The following is a 19,429-nucleotide window of genomic DNA, read 5'->3' on the forward strand; positions in this document are numbered from 1 at the left end:
AGCCATCCCATGAAGATCAAATTCTCCCGCCGCAAATTCCTCACCACCAGCGCCGGCGCAGTCGGCGCGATCGCGATGCCGCATCTGTCGCGCGCGGCCGACCGGCCCGCGGTCACCCATGGCGTGCAGTCCGGCGACGTCAGCGTCGACGGCGGCGTGGTCTGGGCCCGCACCGACCGGCCCGCGCAAATGCTGGTCGAGGTGGCGACGACGGAATCTTTCAAGGGCGCCCGGGCGCTGCCGCCGATCGCGGCGCTGCCGGAGAGCGACTTCACCGCCAAGATGCTGGTGGACAATCTGCCCGGCGGACAGGACATCTTCTATCGCGTCCGCTTCCGCGACCTCTCCCACACCGCGATCGAAGGCGAGCCGGTGGTCGGCCGCTTCCGCACCGCGCCGGCCGACCGCCGCGACGTCAGCTTCGTCTGGGGCGGCGACGTTGCCGGCCAAGGCTGGGGCATCAACCCAGATGACGGCGGCATGTTCACCTTCTCGGCGATGCGCAAGCATCGCCCAGACTTCTTCCTGCATTCCGGCGACACGATCTATGCCGACGGCTTGATCCCCTCCGAGGTCAAGCTTGCCGACGGCAAGACCTGGAAGAACGTCACCATCCCCGAGAAGGCCAAGGTTGCGGAGACGCTGGACGAGTTTCGTGCCGCGCACAAATACAATTTCACCGACGACAATGTCCGCGCCTTCAATGCGGAGGTGCCGATCTTCGTGCAATGGGACGATCACGAAGTGACCAACAATTGGTCGCTGTCGAAGGATCTGCCGGCGACCTACAAGGTGCGCGACATCTCGCTGCTCGCCGCGCGCGCCGGCCGCGCCTTCCACGAAATGTACCCGATGCGCGAGAGCATCAATGAGCCGGGCCGGGTCTATCGCCAGATCTCCTACGGCCCGCATCTCGACGTGTTCGTGCTCGACGAGCGCAGCTATCGCGGCCCGAACGGCGCCAATCTCGAGACCGAATACGGCCCGGCCAGCTACTTCCTCGGGCCCGAGCAGATGGCCTGGCTGAAGCGCGGCCTGCTCAATTCGCGTGCGACATGGAAGGTGATCGCCTCCGACATGCCGCTCAGCATCCTCGTTTACGACGATGCGCCGAACAAGAAGGGGTCGGAAGCCTTCGCGCAGGGCGACGGCCCGGTGCGCGGGAGAGAGTTCGAGATCGCCGACCTTCTACGCTTCATCAAGATGGCGCCGGTCAAAAATACGGTGTGGCTGACCGCCGACGTGCATTACACCGCCGCGCACTATTACAATCCGGACAAGGCGCAATTCCAGGAGTTCGAGCCGTTCTGGGAGTTCGTGTCGGGTCCGCTGCATGCGGGAACGTTCGGGCCCGGCGAGATGGACAACACGTTTGGCCCCGAGGTGCGTTTCGTCAAGGCGCCCGGCCTCGACAAGCAGAACCTGCCGCCGTCCGCGGGCATGCAGTTCTTCGGCCACGTCAAGATCGACGGCGCCTCCGGCCAGATGACGGTGACCTTGCGCGACCGCGCCGACGTCGCGTTGTGGTCGACCACGCTCGAGCCGAAGCTCGCCTGAAGCTGATTTAGCCGCCGCGCGCCTGCAAAGCCGCCTCCAGCGCATCGCTGGAGCAGGGCTTTTGCAGCCGCGGACGCGCGGCGAACTGCGCGGGAATGCTGGTCTCCGCGCCATAGCCGGTGACGAAGACGAAGGGAATCTCCAGCGCTGCCAGCCGCTCGGCGATCGCAAAGCTCTTCTCGCGGATCAGCTCGACATCGAGCAGCGCGAAGTCGGGCGCACGCCTTGCGATCGCATCCAGCGCCTGCGCCACCGACCCCACGGTGCGCACGCTGCTCACGCCAAATCCGAGCAGCCGATCCTCAAAATCGATCGCGATGATCGGATCGTCCTCGACGATCAGAACATCGGCAGGGATGTCGGCCGGGGAGGCAGGTATCATGATGTTGGCTATCGAGGGCTGCATGTTGTCACCGTCAGGACAACCTCATGCGATACCTGCGCCCAGCGCATCGGAGGGTTCCCGGAACGAAACTCACCACAGAACAGTTTTGAAGTCTGTCCACATGTGCACACAGGCCGTGGCCGGAACTCGCTAATGTGGAGAGGAGGATGGGGGAGTTTGCGATGGATGCGCGTATCAGCAAGACGAGCGAGATCGACAGCCGCCCGGCCAACAATCTGCTGCGGCGATTGAATGCGGCGGACTATGCGCTGCTTGCACCGCATATCACCGTTGGCGACGTCGGTGCGAGCCAGCTGCTCTACAATCCCGGCGACGATGTCCAGGTCGTGCACTTTCCCTGCGGGCCGTCGCTCGCGACGTTTCTCGTCCCGAACGAAGACGGCCGCGACGTCGAGACCATTCTGGTCGGCCGCGAAGGCGCGGTGGGCGGCATCGTCAGCGAGGGATTTCTGCCGGCCTATACCCGCATCTGCGTGAAATTCGGCGGGCCGTTCGCGCATATTCACGTCGGCAAGCTGGACGCGGCCAAGGCGCGCTCGCCGTCGCTGCGCAACATCTTCGCCCGCTATGCCGACTGCATGCTGGCGCAGATCTTCCAGTCGACCGCCTGCAACGCGATCCATTCGATCGAGCAGCGCACGGCGAAATGGATCGTCGCAGCGATGGAGCGGACCGGCGATGAGCACAGCGTGCCCCTGACGCATGAGCAGCTCGCCACCTTGCTCGGCGTGGGACGCAGCTATGCCAGCCGCGTGCTGCAATCGTTCAAGGCGGAAGGCGTGCTCGACACCAGGCGCGGCGCGATCCTGGTCCGCAATCATGACGGCTTGCGGCTGCGCGCCTGCCTCTGCAACGACGCCGTGAAGCGGCATTTCGAGGAGGTGCTGCGCGGGGTTTATCCGACCGAGGAAGCGAGCAGCACGGGGTGACGCTCGCCTCCTTGCCTCTCCCGCTCTGGGCGAGGATGCCGGTGCGCGACGCTGTACGTTCGCCGTGTTATACTAACCCTGCATGAGCGGGGCCCTTCTTCACACTGTCTTCGATGTTGCGGCGTGGCTGGCGGCGGGCGCAGCAGTCTACTGGCTGTCGCGACAAGGCTTGCGGTTTCCGGCGCAATCCTTCGCGCTGCCTTATATCGCCGCGCTGATGTTCGGCGCCGGCCTTGGCGCCTATCTGTTCGGGTCCGCTAATCTGTGGCTGTCGGGCGAGAGCGGCATTGCGCGATCGGTCGAGGGCGCGCTCGCCGGCGGCATCGCGGCCGTCGAGCTCTACAAATGGTCCACGGGGATCGGCGTGCGCACCGGCGCACGGTTTGCACTGCCGCTGGCTCTCGGCATCGCAATCGGGCGGCTCGGCTGCTATTTTGCAGGCCTCGACGATTTTACCTACGGCACGCCGACGGCATTGCCCTGGGGCCACGATTTCGGCGACGGCATTCTCCGCCATCCCGTGCAGCTCTACGAGAGCGCCGCGATGGGCGTGTTCGTGCTGCTCTATGTGCTGGCGGTCTTGAACCGAAACGCGTACGCGATCACCAATGGTTTCTACCTGGTTCTGCTCTTCTACGGAGCGCAGCGCTTCCTCTGGGAATTCCTCAAGCCCTATGGCACGCTGATCGGCCCCCTCACACTGTTTCACCTGCTGTCGCTGTCCATCCTGCTCTACGCCGCAATCATGCTGGCGACGGCGCCCCAAGCGAGACCTGTACATGAACGCGCCGTTGCGTAAGTCGCGCCCCTACATCTTCTGGGGCCAGACCCAGTCCCTTTGCGAGGTCTGCCTGAAGCTGGTGCCGACCAAGATCCAGATTCTCGACAACGAGGTCTGGTACGAAAAGCGTTGCAGGGAGCACGGCGTCCAGTCGACGCTCGTTTCCACCGACGCGGCCTATTGGCGTCTGTGCAAGGATTTCATCAAGCCGGGCGACCGGCCACTGCAATTCCAGCACCGGACCGAATTCGGCTGTCCCTATGATTGCGGTCTCTGCTCCGACCACGAGCAGCATTCCTGCCTGGCGCTGATCGAGATCACCGAGCACTGCAATCTCACCTGCCCTGTCTGCTTCGCCGAATCGGCGCCCACGCGAACCAGATTCACCCCGCTCGCGACGGTCGACAAGATGCTAGACGCGCTGGTTGCCAGCGAGGGCGAACCCGACCTTGTGCAGATTTCCGGCGGCGAACCGACATTGCACCCTGATTTCTTCGAGATCCTCGACGCCGTGCGCGCCCGCCCGATCCGCCATGTCATGATCAACACCAATGGCCTGCGCATCGCCCGCGAAAAGGATTTCGTGGCACGGCTCGCCGAGAACAAGCGCGGGCTGGAGGTCTATCTCCAGTTCGATTCGCTTCAACGCGATGCGCTGGTCAATCTGCGTGGCGCGGATTTGCGCAAGATCCGCCAGCAGGCCCTGGAAAATCTCGAGCATTTCGGCGTTTCGACCACGCTGGTCGCGACCATCAAACGCGGCATCAACGATGCCGAGATCGGCGATATCGTTCGCCATGCGCTGAGCTGGAAGTGCGTTCGGGGTGTCACGCTGCAGCCGGTGCAGGATGCCGGTCGCAACGAAAATTTCGACAAGAAGGCCGACCGCATCATGCTGTCGGAGATTCGCCAGCGCGTCATCGAGACCGGCGTGTTCGGTGACAAGGACATGATCCCGCTGCCCTGCAACCCCGAAAGCATCTCGATCGGCTACGGCCTGCGCAACGGCGAGAAGGTGCTTCCGCTGACGTCGCTGATTCCGCAGGAGCAGCTCGTCGCGGTGATGCCCAACACCATCAGCCCGGAAAAATATCCGATGCTGCGGGAGAAGTTCGTCGATCTGTTCTCGCTGTCATCAGGTCCGCTCAACACCTCCGAGCGTGTCTGCGAATTGCTGTGCTGTCTGCCCAGCTTCGAGGTGCCGCAAGGGCTGACCTACGAGAACGTATTCCGCGTCACCATCGTGCAGTTTCTCGATCGCTTCAATTTCTGCGTCGGCAACGTCAAGCGCAGTTGCATCCATTTCGTCACTGAAAGCGGCGCGATCGTCCCGTTCGACACCTACAACCTGTTCTACCGGAACGGCAAGATCGACGGCATCCGCGCCGCGCTGGCCGGCCAGACCTATCGCGAGGCACGCCAAGGCGAGGAGGTGCCGCGATGAGCGATACCGGCACGACTCCTCCGACACTGCCCCCTCAAGAGGACACATCTTCGACGGCGCCGCCACGGCGCGACGGTTGCCTGACCGCTTTCATGGTGGTCACCGGCATCGTGCTGCTTTTCCCTGGCCTATGCTTCATCGCATTCGCCGGCCAAGGCGGCGCATTCGTCCTGATTGGATTGGTCCTGATCGGAATTGCGGTCTTCCTCTTCATCCGCGCGGCGACCCCACCGAAGCCGCGTCAGTAGCGTGGCACGATGAGCAGCATCGAAACCCCGCCCACTTCGCCTCCCCCGCAGCGCAGCGGCTGCCTGACCGCGCTCATGGCGGTCCTCGGCGTCATCATGCTGCTACCGGGGCTCTGCGCACTGCTGTTCGGCGGGATGTCCCTGGTGGAAGGCGGAAAGATCGACTCGGACGTCGCACCGCTGGTCTCTTTGGGACTACTCATCGCCATCGGAGGAGCCGCGCTGATCGGGCTGGCCATCAAGGGGCGAAAAGCCCCCACCGATCCCGCAACCCGACCTTAAGTCCCGGGAATTCCCGGACAAAATTCAGTCAACCAACCGGCAAAGAACGCATTGTTTTTTGGCGGTTTTTGCATATATTGCGCCGCAAACGCACGGGGTGCCCGATCGACATGGCCGGGTTTCCTTTTTTGGGCGAAGCAGGCCCCGTTTTCCACGTTTCCAGCGTTGTTCCCGCGAAGAGGTCCCGGTCTGACCGGCGAGATCGCGCTTAACCCATTGTCCGACCGCAAAGAAGCTCACTCATGAATCTTCGTAACGTCGCCATCATCGCCCACGTCGACCACGGCAAGACGACCCTGGTCGACAAGCTCCTCCAGCAGTCCGGCACGTTCCGCGAGAACCAGAAGGTGACGGATCGCGCCATGGACTCCAACGATCTGGAGCGCGAGCGCGGCATCACCATTCTGGCCAAGGCCGCCTCGGTGCAGTGGAAGGACACCCGCATCAACATCGTCGACACGCCCGGCCACGCCGATTTCGGCGGTGAAGTCGAGCGCATCCTGAACATGGTGGACGGCGCCCTGGTGCTGGTCGACGCCGCCGAAGGCCCGCTGCCGCAGACCAAGTTCGTGGTCTCCAAGGCGCTCAAGGTCGGCCTCAAGCCGATCGTCGTCATCAACAAGGTCGACCGTCCCGACGCGCGCCCGACCGAGGTCATCAACGAGGTGTTCGACCTGTTCGCGGCGCTCGACGCCAGCGAGGAGCAGCTCGACTTCCCGATCCTTTATGGATCGGCCAAGCAGGGCTGGATGGCCGAGAGCCCCGAGGGTCCGCAGGACAAGGGCATGGAGCCGCTGTTCGACCTGGTGCTGCGCCATGTCGCGCCGCCGAAGGTCGAGGAAGGCCCGTTCCGCATGATCGGCACCATCCTCGAGGCCAACCCCTATCTCGGCCGCATCATCACCGGCCGCATCTCGTCGGGCGTGCTCAAGCCGAACCAGCAGGTCAAGGTGCTGCATGCCGACGGCAAGCTGGTCGAGACCGGCCGCATCACCAAGATCCTGGCGTTCCGCGGCCTCGAGCGCACGCCGCTCGATGAAGCCGAAGCCGGCGACATCGTCGCGATTGCGGGCCTGACCAAGGGCACCGTCGCCGACACCTTCTGCGATCCCACCGTCGAGGTGCCGCTGCCGGCCCAGCCCATCGATCCGCCGACCGTGTCGATGTCGTTCATCGTCAACAACTCCCCGCTCGCCGGCACCGAGGGCGACAAGGTGACGAGCCGCATGATCCGCGACCGTCTGCTGCGTGAAGCCGAAGGCAATGTCGCACTCCGCGTCGTCGAATCCGCCGACAAGGATGCGATGGAAGTCTCGGGCCGCGGCGAATTGCAGCTCGCGATCCTGATCGAGACCATGCGCCGCGAGGGCTTTGAGCTCTCGGTGTCGCGTCCGCGCGTCGTGTTCCAGAAGGACGAAGCCACCGGCGGCGCCCTGGAGCCGATCGAGGAAGTCGTGATCGACGTCGACGAGGAGCATTCCGGCGTCGTCGTGCAGAAGATGAGCGAGCGCAAATCCGAGCTGATCGAGATGAAGCCATCAGGCGGCAATCGTCAGCGCCTGGTGTTCTACGCGCCGACCCGCGGCCTGATCGGCTACCAGGGCGAACTGCTCACCGACACCCGCGGCACCGCGATCATGAACCGCCTGTTCCACGGCTACGCCCCGTACAAGGGCGAGATCCAGGGCCGCCGCAACGGCGTCCTGATCTCCAACGACCAGGGCGAGGCGGTGGCCTATGCCATGTTCAAGTTGGAAGACCGTGGCCCGATGATGATCGAGCCGGGCTGGAAGGTCTACAAGGGCATGATCGTCGGCGAGCACACCCGCGACAACGATCTCGAGATCAACGTGCTCAAGGGCAAGCAGCTCACCAATATCCGCACGACCTCGAAGGACGAAGCCGTGCGCCTGACCCCGCCGATCCGCATGACCCTGGAAAAGGCGCTCGCCTATATCGAGGACGACGAGCTCGTCGAGGTCACCCCGAAGTCGATCCGCCTGCGCAAGAAGCATCTCGACCCGAACGAGCGCAAGCGCGCGGAAAAGGCCAAGGAAGCGGTGGCGTAAGGGTCTTTCTCGCTCGGTGTCATTCCCCGCGAAAGCGGGGAATCCAGTACGCCGCGGCTTCTCGGCTCTACAACACCTGCCTCTGGAATAATGGATCGCCCGCACTGCGCGGGCGATGACAGTTCAGCACAGTGCCGTAGGGTGGGCAAAGCGCAAGCGTGCCCACCACTTCTGGATGGTGGGCACGGCGCAAGGGCGCCTTTGCCCACCCTACGAAACCCGGTTACCGGTCTGGCTTCAGCGCACTGCACGAACGTGCTAGAGCCCATCCATGTCCTTCCCCTCCTCCGTCGATGTCGCCATCATCGGAGCCGGTGCAGCCGGCCTCGGCGCGGCGCATGCGCTTGGTGGCTCCGGTCTCTCCGTGATCGTGCTGGAGGCGCGTGACAGGCTCGGCGGGCGCGCCTGGACCGTGCAAGCCTCGCCTGACGTAACCTTCGACGTCGGCTGCGGCTGGCTGCATTCGGCCGACAAGAACTCCTTCGTGCCGATCGCGCGAACACTCGGTTTCGAGCTCAACAAGGACCTGCCGCCCTGGCGCGAGCGCGCCTATGGCAATGCGTTTCCGCAAAGCCTGCGCGACGATTTCATGCGCGCGATGGACGCGTTCTACGACCGGCTTTGGCAGGCCGCGCAAAAGGGCAAGGACGAGCCGGCGAGCCTGAGCCTCGAGCCCGGCAATCGCTGGAACCCGATGATCGACGCGATCTCGACCTATATCAACGGCTGCGAACTCAAGGACATGTCGACGCTCGACTGGGACGCCTATGAGGACAGCGAGCTCAACTGGCGCGTCCGCCGCGGCTATGGCGCGCTGATCGCGGCCTATGGCGCGCCCTGCCCGGTGGCGCTGAACTGCAATGCCACGCTGATCGATCACTCGAACAGGCGCGTGCGCATCGAGACATCACAGGGCACGCTGACCGCCGACAGGGTGATCGTCACCGTGCCGACCAATCTGATCGCTGACGAGGCGATCCGCTTCTCTCCGCCTCTTCCGGCCAAGGTCGATGCCGCAGCCGGCCTGCCGCTTGGCGTCGACGACAAGGTCACGCTCGCGCTCGACGGCGCCGAAGCCTTCCCGAAAGAAGGAAACTTGCGCGGCGCCACCATGCGCACCGAGATGGGCACCTATCACATCCGCCCGTTCGGCCAACCCTGCATCGAAGGCTTTTTCGGCGGCAGCTTTGCCCGCGCGCTGGAAGATGCCGGCGACGGCGCCATCGCGGCGCACAGCATCGACGAGATCGCAGGTTTTCTCGGCAACGATATCCGCCGCAAGCTGAAGCCGCTGTATGAGTCGCGCTGGGGGCGCGATCCGTTTGCGCGAGGGTCGTATTCGCACGCATTGCCCGGGCATGCCGGCGATCGCGCCGTGCTCGCGGCGCCGGTGGATGGACGGCTGTTCTTTGCGGGCGAAGCAACGTCGCCAACGTTCTTCACGACGGCGCATGGGGCGCGGGATAGCGGGGAGCGGGCGGCGAAGGAGGTGCTGGCGGCGATGGGCAAACGCTAGCCTCACACGCCGTCCTTGCGAGCGCAGCGAAGCAATCCAGACTGCCGCCGCGGCAAGATTCTGGATTGCTTCGCTGCGCTCGCAATGACGAGTCACTCGATCACCCGCGTGCGCAAATCAGCATCCGGCACGAAGCACGCATCATACTTGCCGAAGATGCGATAGCGATTGCGCGCGATGAGGCTGTAGATGGGGTCGCGTAGCGGCTTTGGGACGGCGAAGAGTGCGCGCACCCAGCTCCAGCCCGGCAGATGCGACAGCACAGTCAGCGCGGCGTCGGACTTCAAGAACGCTTTGCCGCCGTGAACGACGGCGTTCGTATCGGGATCTTCAGGATCGATGCCGAAGGTGCGGGCGAGCCTGGCGCCATACACCGATTGGATCGGCGTGAAGCGAAATCGTTTCGCTGTGTCGCGCTGCGCGACGAAGCGCACCCAGCGCGAGCAGAAGATGCAGACGCCGTCATACAGGATCACGTCGTCATCGGGCCATTTTGACATTAGCGATTATCCAGCATGAGCAGCGCGACCAGCATCAGCACGATCGCCGGCCCGGTCTTCACCAGCGCGCCGAGCGGCTCGATCCAGAGATCAGGCGTCAGGATCGCGGCGCCGAACATGTAGCCGAGCGAGGCGACGATGCCTGCAACCAGGCCGATCGCAGCGGTGCGGCGGAAGGCGATCAGCGCGCCGATGCTCATGTCCATCAGGCTGGTGCCTGTCGTGACGGGATCGACCAGCCCGGGCGGGAAGTTGTGCGCGGTCAGGATGCCGGCCGCGGCGCGGTAGGACACGACCAGGGCGATGAAGCCGGAGACGAGCCAGAACCCGACCAGGCTCGCAATGATCAGCGCCTTGGTCAGGAACAGCCGCGCGAACCAGACGTCCTGGATGGCGGCGGGATGGCGCCCGATCGCATCCGCCAACGTCTTCGGCGCGATGCCGGTGGCGGTGATCCATGCCGAGGGATCGCCTCGCACGCCACGGCGAAGCTCGGCGATCGCGGTGGAGCGCAGCGGCGGCATCCAGCCGAGCGCGCTGGCGAGATCGCCCAGTCTCGCGCCGAGATCGAGCATGAAGGACGGCATCGCGATGTCAGGCCAGCCGGCCGTGCCGAATGCGCGGCGGAACTGCTTGACCACGCCGGCCATCGTGACAGGCTCGGATTGCATGAGATCCCAGCTCACGGCCTTCACGGAGGCATCATCGATCTCACGCGCGGCGAGCCAGGCGATGGTCGCGGAGATATCCTCGACCGCAACGGGCTGAAAGGGCGTCGCCATCTCCTTGGCCGGAAGATCCAGCGGAAACGCGGCGAGCGCGCGCAGCATGGCGCTGCCGCCATAGGCTGACGGCGCGACCACGAAGCCGGGCCGCAGAATGGCATGGGGAATGCCGGATGCTGCGATCAGCCGCTCGGCCTCGCGCTTGGTCATGGCGAAAGCGGTGCGATCAGCATCCGCGTTGCCGGGAATCGAGATGTGCACCAGCCGGATCACACGACCGCTGTCGGCAATGGCTTGAAGCAGACGCCCGACAAAATCGCGATGCACAGCATTGGTGTCGCTGCCGGGGCCGTCCTGAAGCACGCCGAGGCAGTTCACGACGACGTCTACCTCGTGCTCGCTCAGCAGGCGTGTCAGCGCGGGCGCATCGAGCGACAGGATCGGCAGCTCGATATCGAGCGCGCTCATCGTCTGCGCCGGCGACAGCTTGCGTGCGACGCCGACAACGCGAAAACCTCTCGCGCGCAGATCGTCGGTGACGAAACGGCCGATCAGGCCGGAGGCGCCGAGCACGAAAATGGTTCGCTGGTTCATCGGATTCCTCAGAACGGCTTTGCGATCATCAGCCAGAGGATCGCCATCGTCGCGCCGAAGCCGGGAAAGCCGAACGCGAACCAGCGGCGAAACAGGACGAAGTAACGCTCCGGCAGCGCGGCTTTCTGCTCGGCGGCCTTGCGCGCGAGATCGCGCATCTCGATCTGCATGAAGACGACAGGAATCCAGAACAGGCCTGCAATGGCATAGAGCACGAGCGAGGCGAGGATCCAACGCTCCGTGATCGACGTGGACGAGAGCACCATCAGCAGGCCGCCGGTGACCGGCTGCAGGATCACCGCTGACAGCGTGAAGATCGCGTCCGCAATCACCACCACCGATGCCGTGCGTGCAATGAACTCGGCATTGTCGGTGCGATGGGCCATCAGCATGAAGAAGGCGATGCCGGTTCCGGTGCCGAGGATGATGATGGCGCCGAGCACGTGCAGATATTTGACAAGGAAATACAGCATCATGGCTTCTTCGCCACCGGCCTTAGCACGCGATCGAGCTCGCCGCTTGCAGCTTTGACGCCGGCCTCGGTCTCGATCATCCAATGGCCTTCGCTGCCCACTGATGGCAGCGTGCGAACATCATCCTTGCCGCCGCCACTGCGAAACGCATCCGCCAGTGTTTTCGAAAATGCCGGTGCAAAATAGCTGTCATTGGCTGCAACCAGCGATATCACGGGAATGCGCGCCGTCTTGCCGAATTCAGCCGCCGCAGCGAGCAGCGTATGCGGCGCACAGATCTTGTTGGGTTCGTCATTGGCATGACCGCCGCGCCCGGGTGCAAAGGCGATGATCGCGGCAATCGCTTTCGGATCGGCATGCGCAAGCGCCAGCGCGCCCCAGCCGCCGGCGGAATGCCCGATCACGACCGCGGCGTCCTTACGAATAAAATCCTGCTTTTGCAGATAGTCCAGCGCGAGCGAAATTTCCGCCGCGGTGGCGTGGCCGGCGCGCGCGTAATCCGCTTCGTCGCAGCCGCCTTGATCTTCGACATAGCGGCCACCGGTCGCGCCATGCCCGAGGCGCTCCGGCACCAGCACGGCAAAGCCGCGCGCGACGAGAAACGCTGCCAGGGCGCGATATTCCGGCTGCGGCGTTTGCGCACGACGGAGCACGTTCTGCGTTGACGCATGTGCGATCACGGCAAGCCGGAACGGGCCGGCGCCCGCGGGGCGAAACAGCAGCGCGCGCGCGGCAAAATCGGTATCCGGTGACGGCACGCGCCATTCTTGTCGGCGAAGCGGCTCGCCCTCCGGGCCCGATGCCCCGAACGTGACCTGTGCGCACACAGGCGACGCAGTCAGCAGAACCAGCAGAGGCAGGCGCGCAAGGATGTTGAACAGTCGCATGGGTTGCCGGAAGGGAGCACGAACGGCGATGGCGACACTAGTAGGAACGAATCATTTGGGGCGGACTTTCTGCGCTGCCGTTGCCGTTCATTCGTTGCCGCAAAGCAGTTTTGCACCGACTGATGGCACGCCGGTGCCGATCGAAGTGGCGTCTTGTCTTTTTTCGGCACAACATGGCTCAAATACTGATGCAGAAAGTCCACAGGTTAACCGATAATTAACGATAGGTCTTGCCGCCGGCGCGGCGACTTGATTTGATCGCGTTCATGAGCACAACCCTGATCGAGGTTCGGCCGGCCAAAGCTGCAGATGCGACTGCGGTGGCGTCCACCCATGACGAAGCCTGGCGTTCCGCCTATCAGGGCATCATTCCCGGTGCCGAGCTCGAGAAGCTGATCAACCGCCGCGGTCCGCAATGGTGGGACAGCGCAATCCGCAAGGGCAGCCGCGTCAGCGTGCTGGTGTTCGGCGACAAGATCGCGGGCTATGCGAATTACGGCCGTAACCGCGCCCGCAGCCTGCATTTCGACGGCGAGATCTATGAGCTGTACCTGCGTCCGGAGTTTCAGGGCCTCGGCTTCGGCCGCCGTCTGTTCGCCGCCGCCCGGCGCGATCTCATGCAGAGCAATCTGAAGAGCATGGTGGTGTGGGCGCTGTCGGACAATGATCCGGCGACCGAGTTCTACCGGGCCCTGGGCGGCCGCATGGTGGCACGCTCCTCGGAGCGGTTCGGGCCGAAGTCGCTCGACAAGGTTGCCTTCGCCTGGACCAATTAAGATCCGAACCGATCAAGGTTTGGACCAATTGAGCTGCTGAGATCTTGGCCGGCAGCCTTTCCACCCGCCGATACCGCCAGCGTTTGCGCAGGTGATCGCGGGATTCATTATTTCGCAAAAACACGATGGATCGAGGGGCCAAGCCCGCGTATGACAGCGCCAAAATCGCTGCCGGGCGCGATTTAACCTCGGCGACAACGGAGCCTGCCTTATGCGTATCGATGCTATCTCGATCGGAAAAAACGTACCCCACGACGTCAACGTCGTCATCGAAGTCCCGGTGGGCGGCGAACCGATCAAATACGAGATGGACAAGGAAGCCGGCACGCTCGTGGTCGACCGCTTCCTGTACACGCCGATGCGTTACCCCGGTAACTACGGCTTCATCCCGCACACCCTGTCCGACGACGGCGACCCCTGCGACGTCTTGATCATCAACACCCGCGCCATCATTCCCGGCGCCGTCATGAGCGTACGCCCGGTCGGCGTGCTGTTCATGGAAGACGAGGCCGGCGGCGATGAGAAGATTCTGGCGGTGCCGTCGTCGAAGCTGACGCAGCGCTACGACAAGGTGAAGTCGTATTCCGACCTGCCCGACATCACGCTGCAGCAGATCCAGCACTTCTTCGAGCACTACAAGGATCTCGAGAAGGGCAAGTGGGTGAAGATCCTGCGCTGGGGCGGTCCCGAGGAAGCCGCGAAGCTGATCCTCGAAGGCATCGAGCGCGAGAAGAAGAAGAAGGGCTGATCGTCACACCGCCGGCTTCGGCAGGCCTGCGATCGCGCAGGCCGCGCGCAGCGTATTCACGAGCAGGCAGGCGACGGTCATCTGGCCGACGCCGCCCGGCACCGGCGTCACCGCGCCGGCAACGCCAAGCGCTTCCTGATAGGCGACATCGCCGACGAGACGGGTTTTGCCGTCGTCTTTCGGAATGCGGTTGATACCGATGTCGATCACGGTCGCGCCCGGCTTCAGCCAATCGCCGCGCACCATCTCCGGCCGGCCGACCGCGGCATAGACGAGGTCGGCCCGCTTCACGATGCCGGGCAGATCGCGCGAGCGCGAATGCGCGATCGTCACCGTGGCGTTCTCGTTCAGCAGCAATTGCACCAGCGGGCGGCCGACCAGATTGGAGCGGCCGATCACGACGGCGTTCAGGCCTTCGAGCGAGGCGTGCACGCTCTTGGTCAGGATGATGCAGCCGAGCGGCGTGCAGGGCGACAGGGCCTGGAATCCGCCGGCGAGCCGACCCGCATTGTTCGGATGCAGGCCGTCGACATCCTTGGCGGGATCGATGGCATTGATCACGGCCTCGGTGTCGAGGCCCTTGGGCAGCGGCAATTGCACGAGGATGCCATGCACGGCGGGATCGCGATTGAGCTTTGCGACGACGGTCAGCAGTTCCGCCTGCGAAACGTCTGCCGGCAGCTTGTGCTCGAATGAGGCCATGCCCGCGGCTTGAGTCTGCGTATGCTTGGAGCGGACATAGACTTCGCTGGCGGCATCGTTGCCGACCAGGACCACGGCAAGGCCAGGCACCAGATTGTGCTCGCGCCTGACGCGGGCGACCTCGTCGGCGACGCGGGCGCGAAGGTCCGCGGCGATGATCTTTCCATCGATGATCTTGGCGGTCATGTCAGTTCCCCTTGTCTGTCGATTTGACTGGCGCGAGCTCGCGCAACGCTTGGACAAGCCTTGCCGGATCGCCTTCGATGGCGACTTGCTTCAGCCGCGCCGTCGCTCCCGACACGAGACTGACGCTGGCCTTGGGCACACGAAGCGATTTCGCCAGCAGCGCCAGAACGGCGCGATTGGCCTCGCCGCCATCGGCGACGGCCCGCACGCGCACCTTCAGCACGCTGCGGCCGTCGCTAAGCTGCTCGATCCCGTCGACGCCATCACGTCCGCCGCGCGGCGTCACCCGCAGCGCGATGCTGACGCCCGTGGTGGAGATGCGCCAGGGTTCCGTCAAGGCGCTCAGGGCTCCATCACGGTTCCACCGCCTAGGGTACGTTCGGATAAACGTATTCAGCGAGATAGAGCTGGATCAACCAGAGGATGAAGAAGGCGACGATCGGAGAGACGTCGAGCCCGCCCATGCTGGGCAGCCGGCGCCTGATAGGCCCCAGGACCGGTTCGGTAATCCGATAGAGAAATTCCGCGATCGCGCCAACGAACTGGTTGCGAGTATTCACGACGTTGAACGCGATCAACCAGGACAGGATTGCCGATGCGATCAGCAGATAGATGTAGAGATTGATGATCTGGATCAGAATGAAGACTATCGGACGCATCAGCGAAACACTCTCTGGGCCTGCCGCGGGGTGATCTTGGCTAGATATCGGTTCCCCCCGACCCAAACAAGGGAAGTCGGCATCCGGATGGCTAAAACCCCCCTTACACCTGTCCTTGACTTGACCTTGGCGGGGACTTAAATGGCGCCCGGTTGTCGGCCGCGTTCACCAGAGCGGCCAGCAAAGGGGCCATAGCTCAGCTGGGAGAGCGCGTCGTTCGCAATGACGAGGTCGGCGGTTCGATCCCGCCTGGCTCCACCAGCCTTCGCTCGCTTCGCGAGCTACGGCTAGGCAAGCCAGCCGTGCTCTCTCGTAGCGAATGAGCGAGGGCTGTCCCGCCATAGCCCGAAGGGCGACGGCGGACTTTTCCCCGAAGCACCCCCCTATTTCCCCGTAAACCTTGGCGGCCGCTTCTCCATGAAGCTCGCCACGCCCTCCCGGAAATCGCTGCCGTTCAGCGCCACCATCATCTCCCTGTTGGCCTCGATCGTGGCCTCGGCCAGCGTCTGGAACGGCACCTCGTAGAGCTGCCGCTTGATCACGGCCATCGCGCTCGGCGAGACGAAATCGGCGAGATCGCGGGCATAGGCGTAGGTTTCCTCGCGCAGCCTGTCGGGCGCGCAGAGCCGGTTGACCAAACCGATTCGCAGCGCCTCGTCGCTCGAGACGCGGCGCGCCGAGAGCAAGAGATCCATCGCGTTGGCGTGGCCGACGATGCGCGGCAGCATCCAGCTGATGCCGTGCTCGGCAATCAGGCCGCGCCGCGCAAAGGCCGTCGTGAACACCGTATTGTCCGCGGCAAAGCGCAGGTCGCAATAGAGCGCATGGACGAGGCCGATTCCGGCGGTCGCGCCATTGAGCATCGCGATTACAGGCTTGCCGATCGATGGATAGAAGCCGTAGCGCGTCTGCCAATCCGGTCGGCGGTTCATGTCGAACGGCGGCAGGCTCGAAGCGCGCCTGACATCGTTGGGGTCGAGCCCTTTCAGCGCATCCATGTCGGCGCCGGCGCAGAAGGCGCGGCCCGCGCCGGTCAGCACGATGACACGGACATTGTCATCGGCACTTGATGCTTCCATGGCATGGCGCACGTCGCGCTCCATGGTCGGCGTCCACGCATTCATGCGATCAGGGCGATTGAGCGTGATGGTCGCGATTTGATCGCTCACCTCATAGAGAATGTGCTCATAGGCCATGGCGCTCTCCCTTTGTCGGCCGGCGCGCGTTCGCGCGCGCTCAACGGCAGCGAGCCTAGCATAGTCAGGAATGAGGCGAGGGCTTGCGTGAAGGCGCGATCACTCGGCGGCTTGCGCCAGCACCGGCCGGCGCGCCAGCCAGCCATCGATGAAATGATCGAGCCAGGCGCGTTCCGCGGCATCGTAGACCGCGCGGTCCGCGAAATGATGATGCCGCTCGCGGGCGCCGGGCGCGCCGAGACCGTCATAGCCACGCGTGGTCCAGCAATGCATCATGGCGTAGGTCACGTCAGGATGAAACTGCACGCCGAAGGCGTTGCCGGCACGGAATGCCTGGTTGGGAAAGTCATCACCCTCCGCAAGCAGCTCGGTGCCATCAGGCAGCTCGAAGCCTTCGCGATGCCAATGATAGACCTGCGCCGGCCAGTCCGGACAGAGCGCGCGACCTGCCGCGGTCGGGCGGATCGGGTAATAGCCGATCTGGGTCAGCGCCTCTGCATGCGGTGCGACGCGCGCGCCAAGCTGCATCGCCAGCATCTGCGCGCCCAGGCAGATGCCGAGGAACGGCCGCTGTTCGCGGAGCGGAATCTCGATCCAGTCGATCTCGCGGCGGATGTAATCATCCGAATCATTCGCGCTCATCGGCCCGCCGAACACCACCGCTCCGGCATGCTGATCGAGCGTATCGGGGAGGCGATCGCCGAATCGCGGACGGCGGATGTCGAGGCGATGGCCGAGCGCGCGCAGCGCATTGCCGACGCGGCCAGGTGTGGAGGATTCCTGATGGAGAACGATCAGGACCGGCAGGCAGGGATTGGCGGCGGCCGCGCACGGCGTCCTCCCTCGGAAGGACACCACTTCTGCGCCACCAAACCTGTCCGTCCGAAACGACATGGCCTTTTGCGAGTGCTATCGGTTCAAGCCGCCAGCATAGCTAAGCGAAGGTTAACATCGTGTGAGTTTGCGCACACACGCAGCCCATACTCCTGCCTGATGCACTCCTGCTTGATGCACTTCTGTTTGATGCAGAAGCAAGCTCCGGGCCACCACGGGTGCTTCGGGCTGCTTCAGCTCCGCTGCCGTTGAAACCGGCTGGTGGCGGACAGGATGAAGCCGCGCGGGAAGAAGCGCAGCGCGAAAGGCACAATCTTGATGCCGAGACCCGGCAGCACTGCCCGTTTGTTCGCCATCAAGCCACGATAGGCCTGCCGCGCTACGTCCGCGGCGGGAACGTTGAGAATCGCCGTATCATGCCCGGACCCGACCCCGGCACGCCCCTGGAATTCGGTTTGCACCGGTCCCGGACACAGCACGGTGACGCGCACGCCGCGCGGTGCGAGCTCCGCCCGCAACGCCTCGGTCAGCGAAATCACATAGGCCTTCGAGGCGTAATACACGGCCATGCCGGGACCGGGCAGGAAGCCCGCGACCGAGCCGACATTGAGAAGGCCGCCCTTGTTCCTGACGAGCTGATCGGCAAAGCGCAGCGACAGATCGGTCAGCGCCCGGACGTTGACATCGACGATGCCGACCTGCTCGTCGCGGTCGCGCTCGATCGCATCACCGAACACGCCGAAACCGGCATTGTTGACGAGATTGTCGAGCTCGACCTCTTCGGCAGCGAGCGCAGCGGCGATCCGCTCGCCGGCGTCGGCTTGCTGGAGATCGCAGGCGATCACGATCGGCCTCTTGCCGCATGTCGCAGCGAGTTCGTTCGCGAGCGCTTCGAGCCGGTCCGCGCGCCGCGCCGTCAGCGCGAGACGATGTCCATTCGCGGCAAACACGCGCGCCAGCTCCGCGCCGATGCCCGCCGACGCACCGGTGATCAACGTTACCCGCTCAGTCACGATCGCAGTCTCTTGATGTAATTTTTTGGGCCCCGAAACAGCGGGAACTGGAGCATAGGCCACGCGCGACAGGCAAGCGGGGAGGGCCGCATGGCAACCCGAGAGCAACGCGGAAGGAGGAAAAACCCACGGGATTTCAGGGGGATCCCGAATTCGGGGCGGCGCGACGTTACATTAAAGTTTCGTCATGTGGTCGGGACAACCGGCCATCCGTGCCGCATGGGCGACTGCTCAGCCCCCGAGGGCGTCCGTGACCTGCCCGCCGGCACGCCCGGCGACGGCGTGCTTGAGATCGATCCGGTCGCGCTGGGAAACCCCGAGCAGGTCCGAGGCGCGCCAGACGACGTTGTCCTCGAACTCGGTGACCTGGCCGTCCGCATAGACCAGCTCCCACATCATCTGGACGATGCGCTTGCGCCCCTCTTCATCGAGCGAGCGCATAATGACGCTGGTGAAGTGATAGAGATCGACCGCCTCGCCCTCGACCAATGTCGCATCCGCGATCAGCCGGTCGGCGGTGCCGCGGTCCAGCTTGAAATGGCTTTCGATCAGACTGTGCAGCTTGCGCTGCTCGGCCGGCGTCGGCTGGCCGTCCAGGGAAACCACGTGGACCAGCAGCGCGGTTGCCGCCAGGCGGTAGTCGCTGTCGCCAAAGGCGCGGTCCTGACCATGGGGAGCAACAATGTCGGCGATGAATTGGCGCAAGCCGTCGAGCATAAGGTCCTACCGAAATCGATGACGCCGCAGCAAGCGCGGCCGCTACAAGCCTTATATGAGCGGGAAACTCAACCGGCGCAACGTGCGTCAGTTCCGCGCGCTGCATTACGTTTCGGCAATCTGTTCTCTCGTCATGGCCGGGCTTGTCCCGGCCATCCACGTATGTCCGCAACGAAAGACGTGGATG

At 64.2% G+C, this 19,429-nt stretch carries 22 protein-coding genes and 1 tRNA gene; 11 read left to right on the forward strand and 12 right to left on the reverse strand.

Annotation, left to right across the window (positions count from 1 at the left end; translation table 11 throughout):
- The first annotated feature begins 9 nt into the window (after positions 1-9).
- Positions 10-1,557 carry an alkaline phosphatase D family protein gene (locus tag XH80_RS16775; protein WP_271599527.1) on the forward strand — a complete coding sequence of 516 codons (1,548 nt, stop codon included), beginning with the start codon at positions 10-12 and terminating at the stop codon, positions 1,555-1,557.
- Between the two features lie 7 nt (positions 1,558-1,564).
- Here the strand turns inward: XH80_RS16775 and XH80_RS16780 are convergent, their stop codons facing one another.
- Positions 1,565-1,939, reverse strand: a complete 375-nt coding sequence (locus XH80_RS16780; protein WP_271599528.1) for a response regulator — start codon at positions 1,937-1,939, stop codon at positions 1,565-1,567.
- A 185-nt stretch (positions 1,940-2,124) separates the two neighbouring features.
- Here XH80_RS16780 and XH80_RS16785 point away from each other — a divergent pair, with 185 nt between their 5' ends.
- From XH80_RS16785 to XH80_RS16815, 7 genes are all read left to right on the forward strand, one after another.
- Complete coding sequence (locus XH80_RS16785; protein ID WP_271599529.1) at positions 2,125-2,892, forward strand: Crp/Fnr family transcriptional regulator; 768 nt, start codon at positions 2,125-2,127, stop codon at positions 2,890-2,892.
- An 82-nt stretch (positions 2,893-2,974) separates the two neighbouring features.
- Positions 2,975-3,691, forward strand: coding sequence for a prolipoprotein diacylglyceryl transferase (locus XH80_RS16790; RefSeq protein WP_271599530.1), 717 nt, complete (start codon positions 2,975-2,977; stop codon positions 3,689-3,691).
- Positions 3,672-5,117, forward strand: coding sequence for a radical SAM protein (locus XH80_RS16795; RefSeq protein WP_271599531.1), 1,446 nt, complete (start codon positions 3,672-3,674; stop codon positions 5,115-5,117). The genes XH80_RS16790 and XH80_RS16795 overlap by 20 nt, the downstream gene beginning before the upstream one ends.
- Complete coding sequence (locus XH80_RS16800) at positions 5,114-5,365, forward strand: hypothetical protein (protein WP_271599532.1); 252 nt, start codon at positions 5,114-5,116, stop codon at positions 5,363-5,365. Before XH80_RS16795 ends, XH80_RS16800 begins: the two co-directional genes overlap by 4 nt.
- Before the next feature lie 9 nt (positions 5,366-5,374).
- Entirely contained in the window at positions 5,375-5,647 is a 273-nt protein-coding gene (locus XH80_RS16805) for a hypothetical protein (protein WP_271599533.1), read from the forward strand.
- A 242-nt stretch (positions 5,648-5,889) separates the two neighbouring features.
- Entirely contained in the window at positions 5,890-7,716 is a 1,827-nt protein-coding gene (gene typA, locus XH80_RS16810) for a translational GTPase TypA (RefSeq protein ID WP_220003560.1), read from the forward strand.
- 271 nt (positions 7,717-7,987) lie between these two features.
- The gene (locus tag XH80_RS16815) at positions 7,988-9,232 is read left to right on the forward strand and encodes a flavin monoamine oxidase family protein (protein WP_271599534.1); all 1,245 of its coding nucleotides are present in this window, start codon (positions 7,988-7,990) and stop codon (positions 9,230-9,232) included.
- A gap of 92 nt (positions 9,233-9,324) precedes the next feature.
- Here XH80_RS16815 and XH80_RS16820 read toward each other — a convergent pair whose 3' ends face one another.
- From XH80_RS16820 to XH80_RS16835, 4 genes are read right to left on the reverse strand one after another with little or no spacing between them, the layout of a single operon-like run.
- A complete protein-coding gene (locus tag XH80_RS16820; RefSeq protein ID WP_271599535.1) occupies positions 9,325-9,732 on the reverse strand; it encodes a thiol-disulfide oxidoreductase DCC family protein in 408 nt (135 codons plus the stop codon).
- The gene (locus XH80_RS16825) at positions 9,732-11,051 is read right to left on the reverse strand and encodes an SDR family oxidoreductase (protein ID WP_271599536.1); all 1,320 of its coding nucleotides are present in this window, start codon (positions 11,049-11,051) and stop codon (positions 9,732-9,734) included. The genes XH80_RS16820 and XH80_RS16825 overlap by 1 nt, the downstream gene beginning before the upstream one ends.
- Before the next feature lie 8 nt (positions 11,052-11,059).
- Positions 11,060-11,527: a DUF2269 family protein gene (locus XH80_RS16830; RefSeq protein WP_271599537.1), complete on the reverse strand. Its 468-nt coding sequence runs from the start codon at positions 11,525-11,527 to the stop codon at positions 11,060-11,062.
- Entirely contained in the window at positions 11,524-12,411 is an 888-nt protein-coding gene (locus XH80_RS16835) for a dienelactone hydrolase family protein (RefSeq protein ID WP_271599538.1), read from the reverse strand. Before XH80_RS16835 ends, XH80_RS16830 begins: the two co-directional genes overlap by 4 nt.
- Positions 12,412-12,677: 266 nt before the next feature.
- On the opposite strand from XH80_RS16835, the gene XH80_RS16840 reads away from it, so the two are divergent.
- Both XH80_RS16840 and ppa read left to right on the forward strand, forming a co-directional pair.
- Positions 12,678-13,187 carry a GNAT family N-acetyltransferase gene (locus XH80_RS16840; RefSeq protein ID WP_027555342.1) on the forward strand — a complete coding sequence of 170 codons (510 nt, stop codon included), beginning with the start codon at positions 12,678-12,680 and terminating at the stop codon, positions 13,185-13,187.
- Between the two features lie 211 nt (positions 13,188-13,398).
- The gene (gene ppa / locus XH80_RS16845; protein WP_220003554.1) at positions 13,399-13,935 is read left to right on the forward strand and encodes an inorganic diphosphatase; all 537 of its coding nucleotides are present in this window, start codon (positions 13,399-13,401) and stop codon (positions 13,933-13,935) included.
- Positions 13,936-13,938: 3 nt separating this feature from the next.
- Here ppa and folD read toward each other — a convergent pair whose 3' ends face one another.
- Genes folD through XH80_RS16860 form a run of 3 tightly spaced genes read right to left on the reverse strand, consistent with a single transcriptional unit; the run spans position 13,939 to position 15,482 of the window.
- Positions 13,939-14,823, reverse strand: coding sequence for a bifunctional methylenetetrahydrofolate dehydrogenase/methenyltetrahydrofolate cyclohydrolase FolD (folD, locus tag XH80_RS16850; RefSeq protein WP_271599539.1), 885 nt, complete (start codon positions 14,821-14,823; stop codon positions 13,939-13,941).
- A 1-nt stretch (position 14,824) separates the two neighbouring features.
- Positions 14,825-15,169, reverse strand: coding sequence for a DUF167 domain-containing protein (locus tag XH80_RS16855; protein WP_271599647.1), 345 nt, complete (start codon positions 15,167-15,169; stop codon positions 14,825-14,827).
- 22 nt (positions 15,170-15,191) lie between these two features.
- Positions 15,192-15,482 carry a YggT family protein gene (locus tag XH80_RS16860; protein ID WP_271599540.1) on the reverse strand — a complete coding sequence of 97 codons (291 nt, stop codon included), beginning with the start codon at positions 15,480-15,482 and terminating at the stop codon, positions 15,192-15,194.
- Positions 15,483-15,667: 185 nt separating this feature from the next.
- On the opposite strand from XH80_RS16860, the gene XH80_RS16865 reads away from it, so the two are divergent.
- Positions 15,668-15,743, forward strand: a tRNA-Ala gene (locus tag XH80_RS16865).
- 122 nt (positions 15,744-15,865) lie between these two features.
- On the opposite strand, the gene XH80_RS16870 is transcribed toward XH80_RS16865, so the two are convergent.
- The 4 genes from XH80_RS16870 to XH80_RS16885 all read right to left on the reverse strand — a co-directional run bounded on the left by XH80_RS16870 (position 15,866) and on the right by XH80_RS16885 (position 19,242).
- Positions 15,866-16,678: an enoyl-CoA hydratase gene (locus tag XH80_RS16870; protein WP_271599541.1), complete on the reverse strand. Its 813-nt coding sequence runs from the start codon at positions 16,676-16,678 to the stop codon at positions 15,866-15,868.
- 99 nt (positions 16,679-16,777) lie between these two features.
- Positions 16,778-17,572, reverse strand: a complete 795-nt coding sequence (locus XH80_RS16875; protein WP_271599542.1) for a glutamine amidotransferase — start codon at positions 17,570-17,572, stop codon at positions 16,778-16,780.
- A 173-nt stretch (positions 17,573-17,745) separates the two neighbouring features.
- Positions 17,746-18,525, reverse strand: coding sequence for an SDR family NAD(P)-dependent oxidoreductase (locus XH80_RS16880; protein ID WP_057740600.1), 780 nt, complete (start codon positions 18,523-18,525; stop codon positions 17,746-17,748).
- A gap of 231 nt (positions 18,526-18,756) precedes the next feature.
- Entirely contained in the window at positions 18,757-19,242 is a 486-nt protein-coding gene (locus tag XH80_RS16885) for a tellurite resistance TerB family protein (RefSeq protein WP_271599543.1), read from the reverse strand.
- Positions 19,243-19,429: the final 187 nt, after the last annotated feature.

It is taken from the genome of Bradyrhizobium sp. CCBAU 45384, assembly GCF_028128665.1.
GTDB classification, from domain to species: Bacteria; Pseudomonadota; Alphaproteobacteria; order Rhizobiales; family Xanthobacteraceae; genus Bradyrhizobium; species Bradyrhizobium manausense.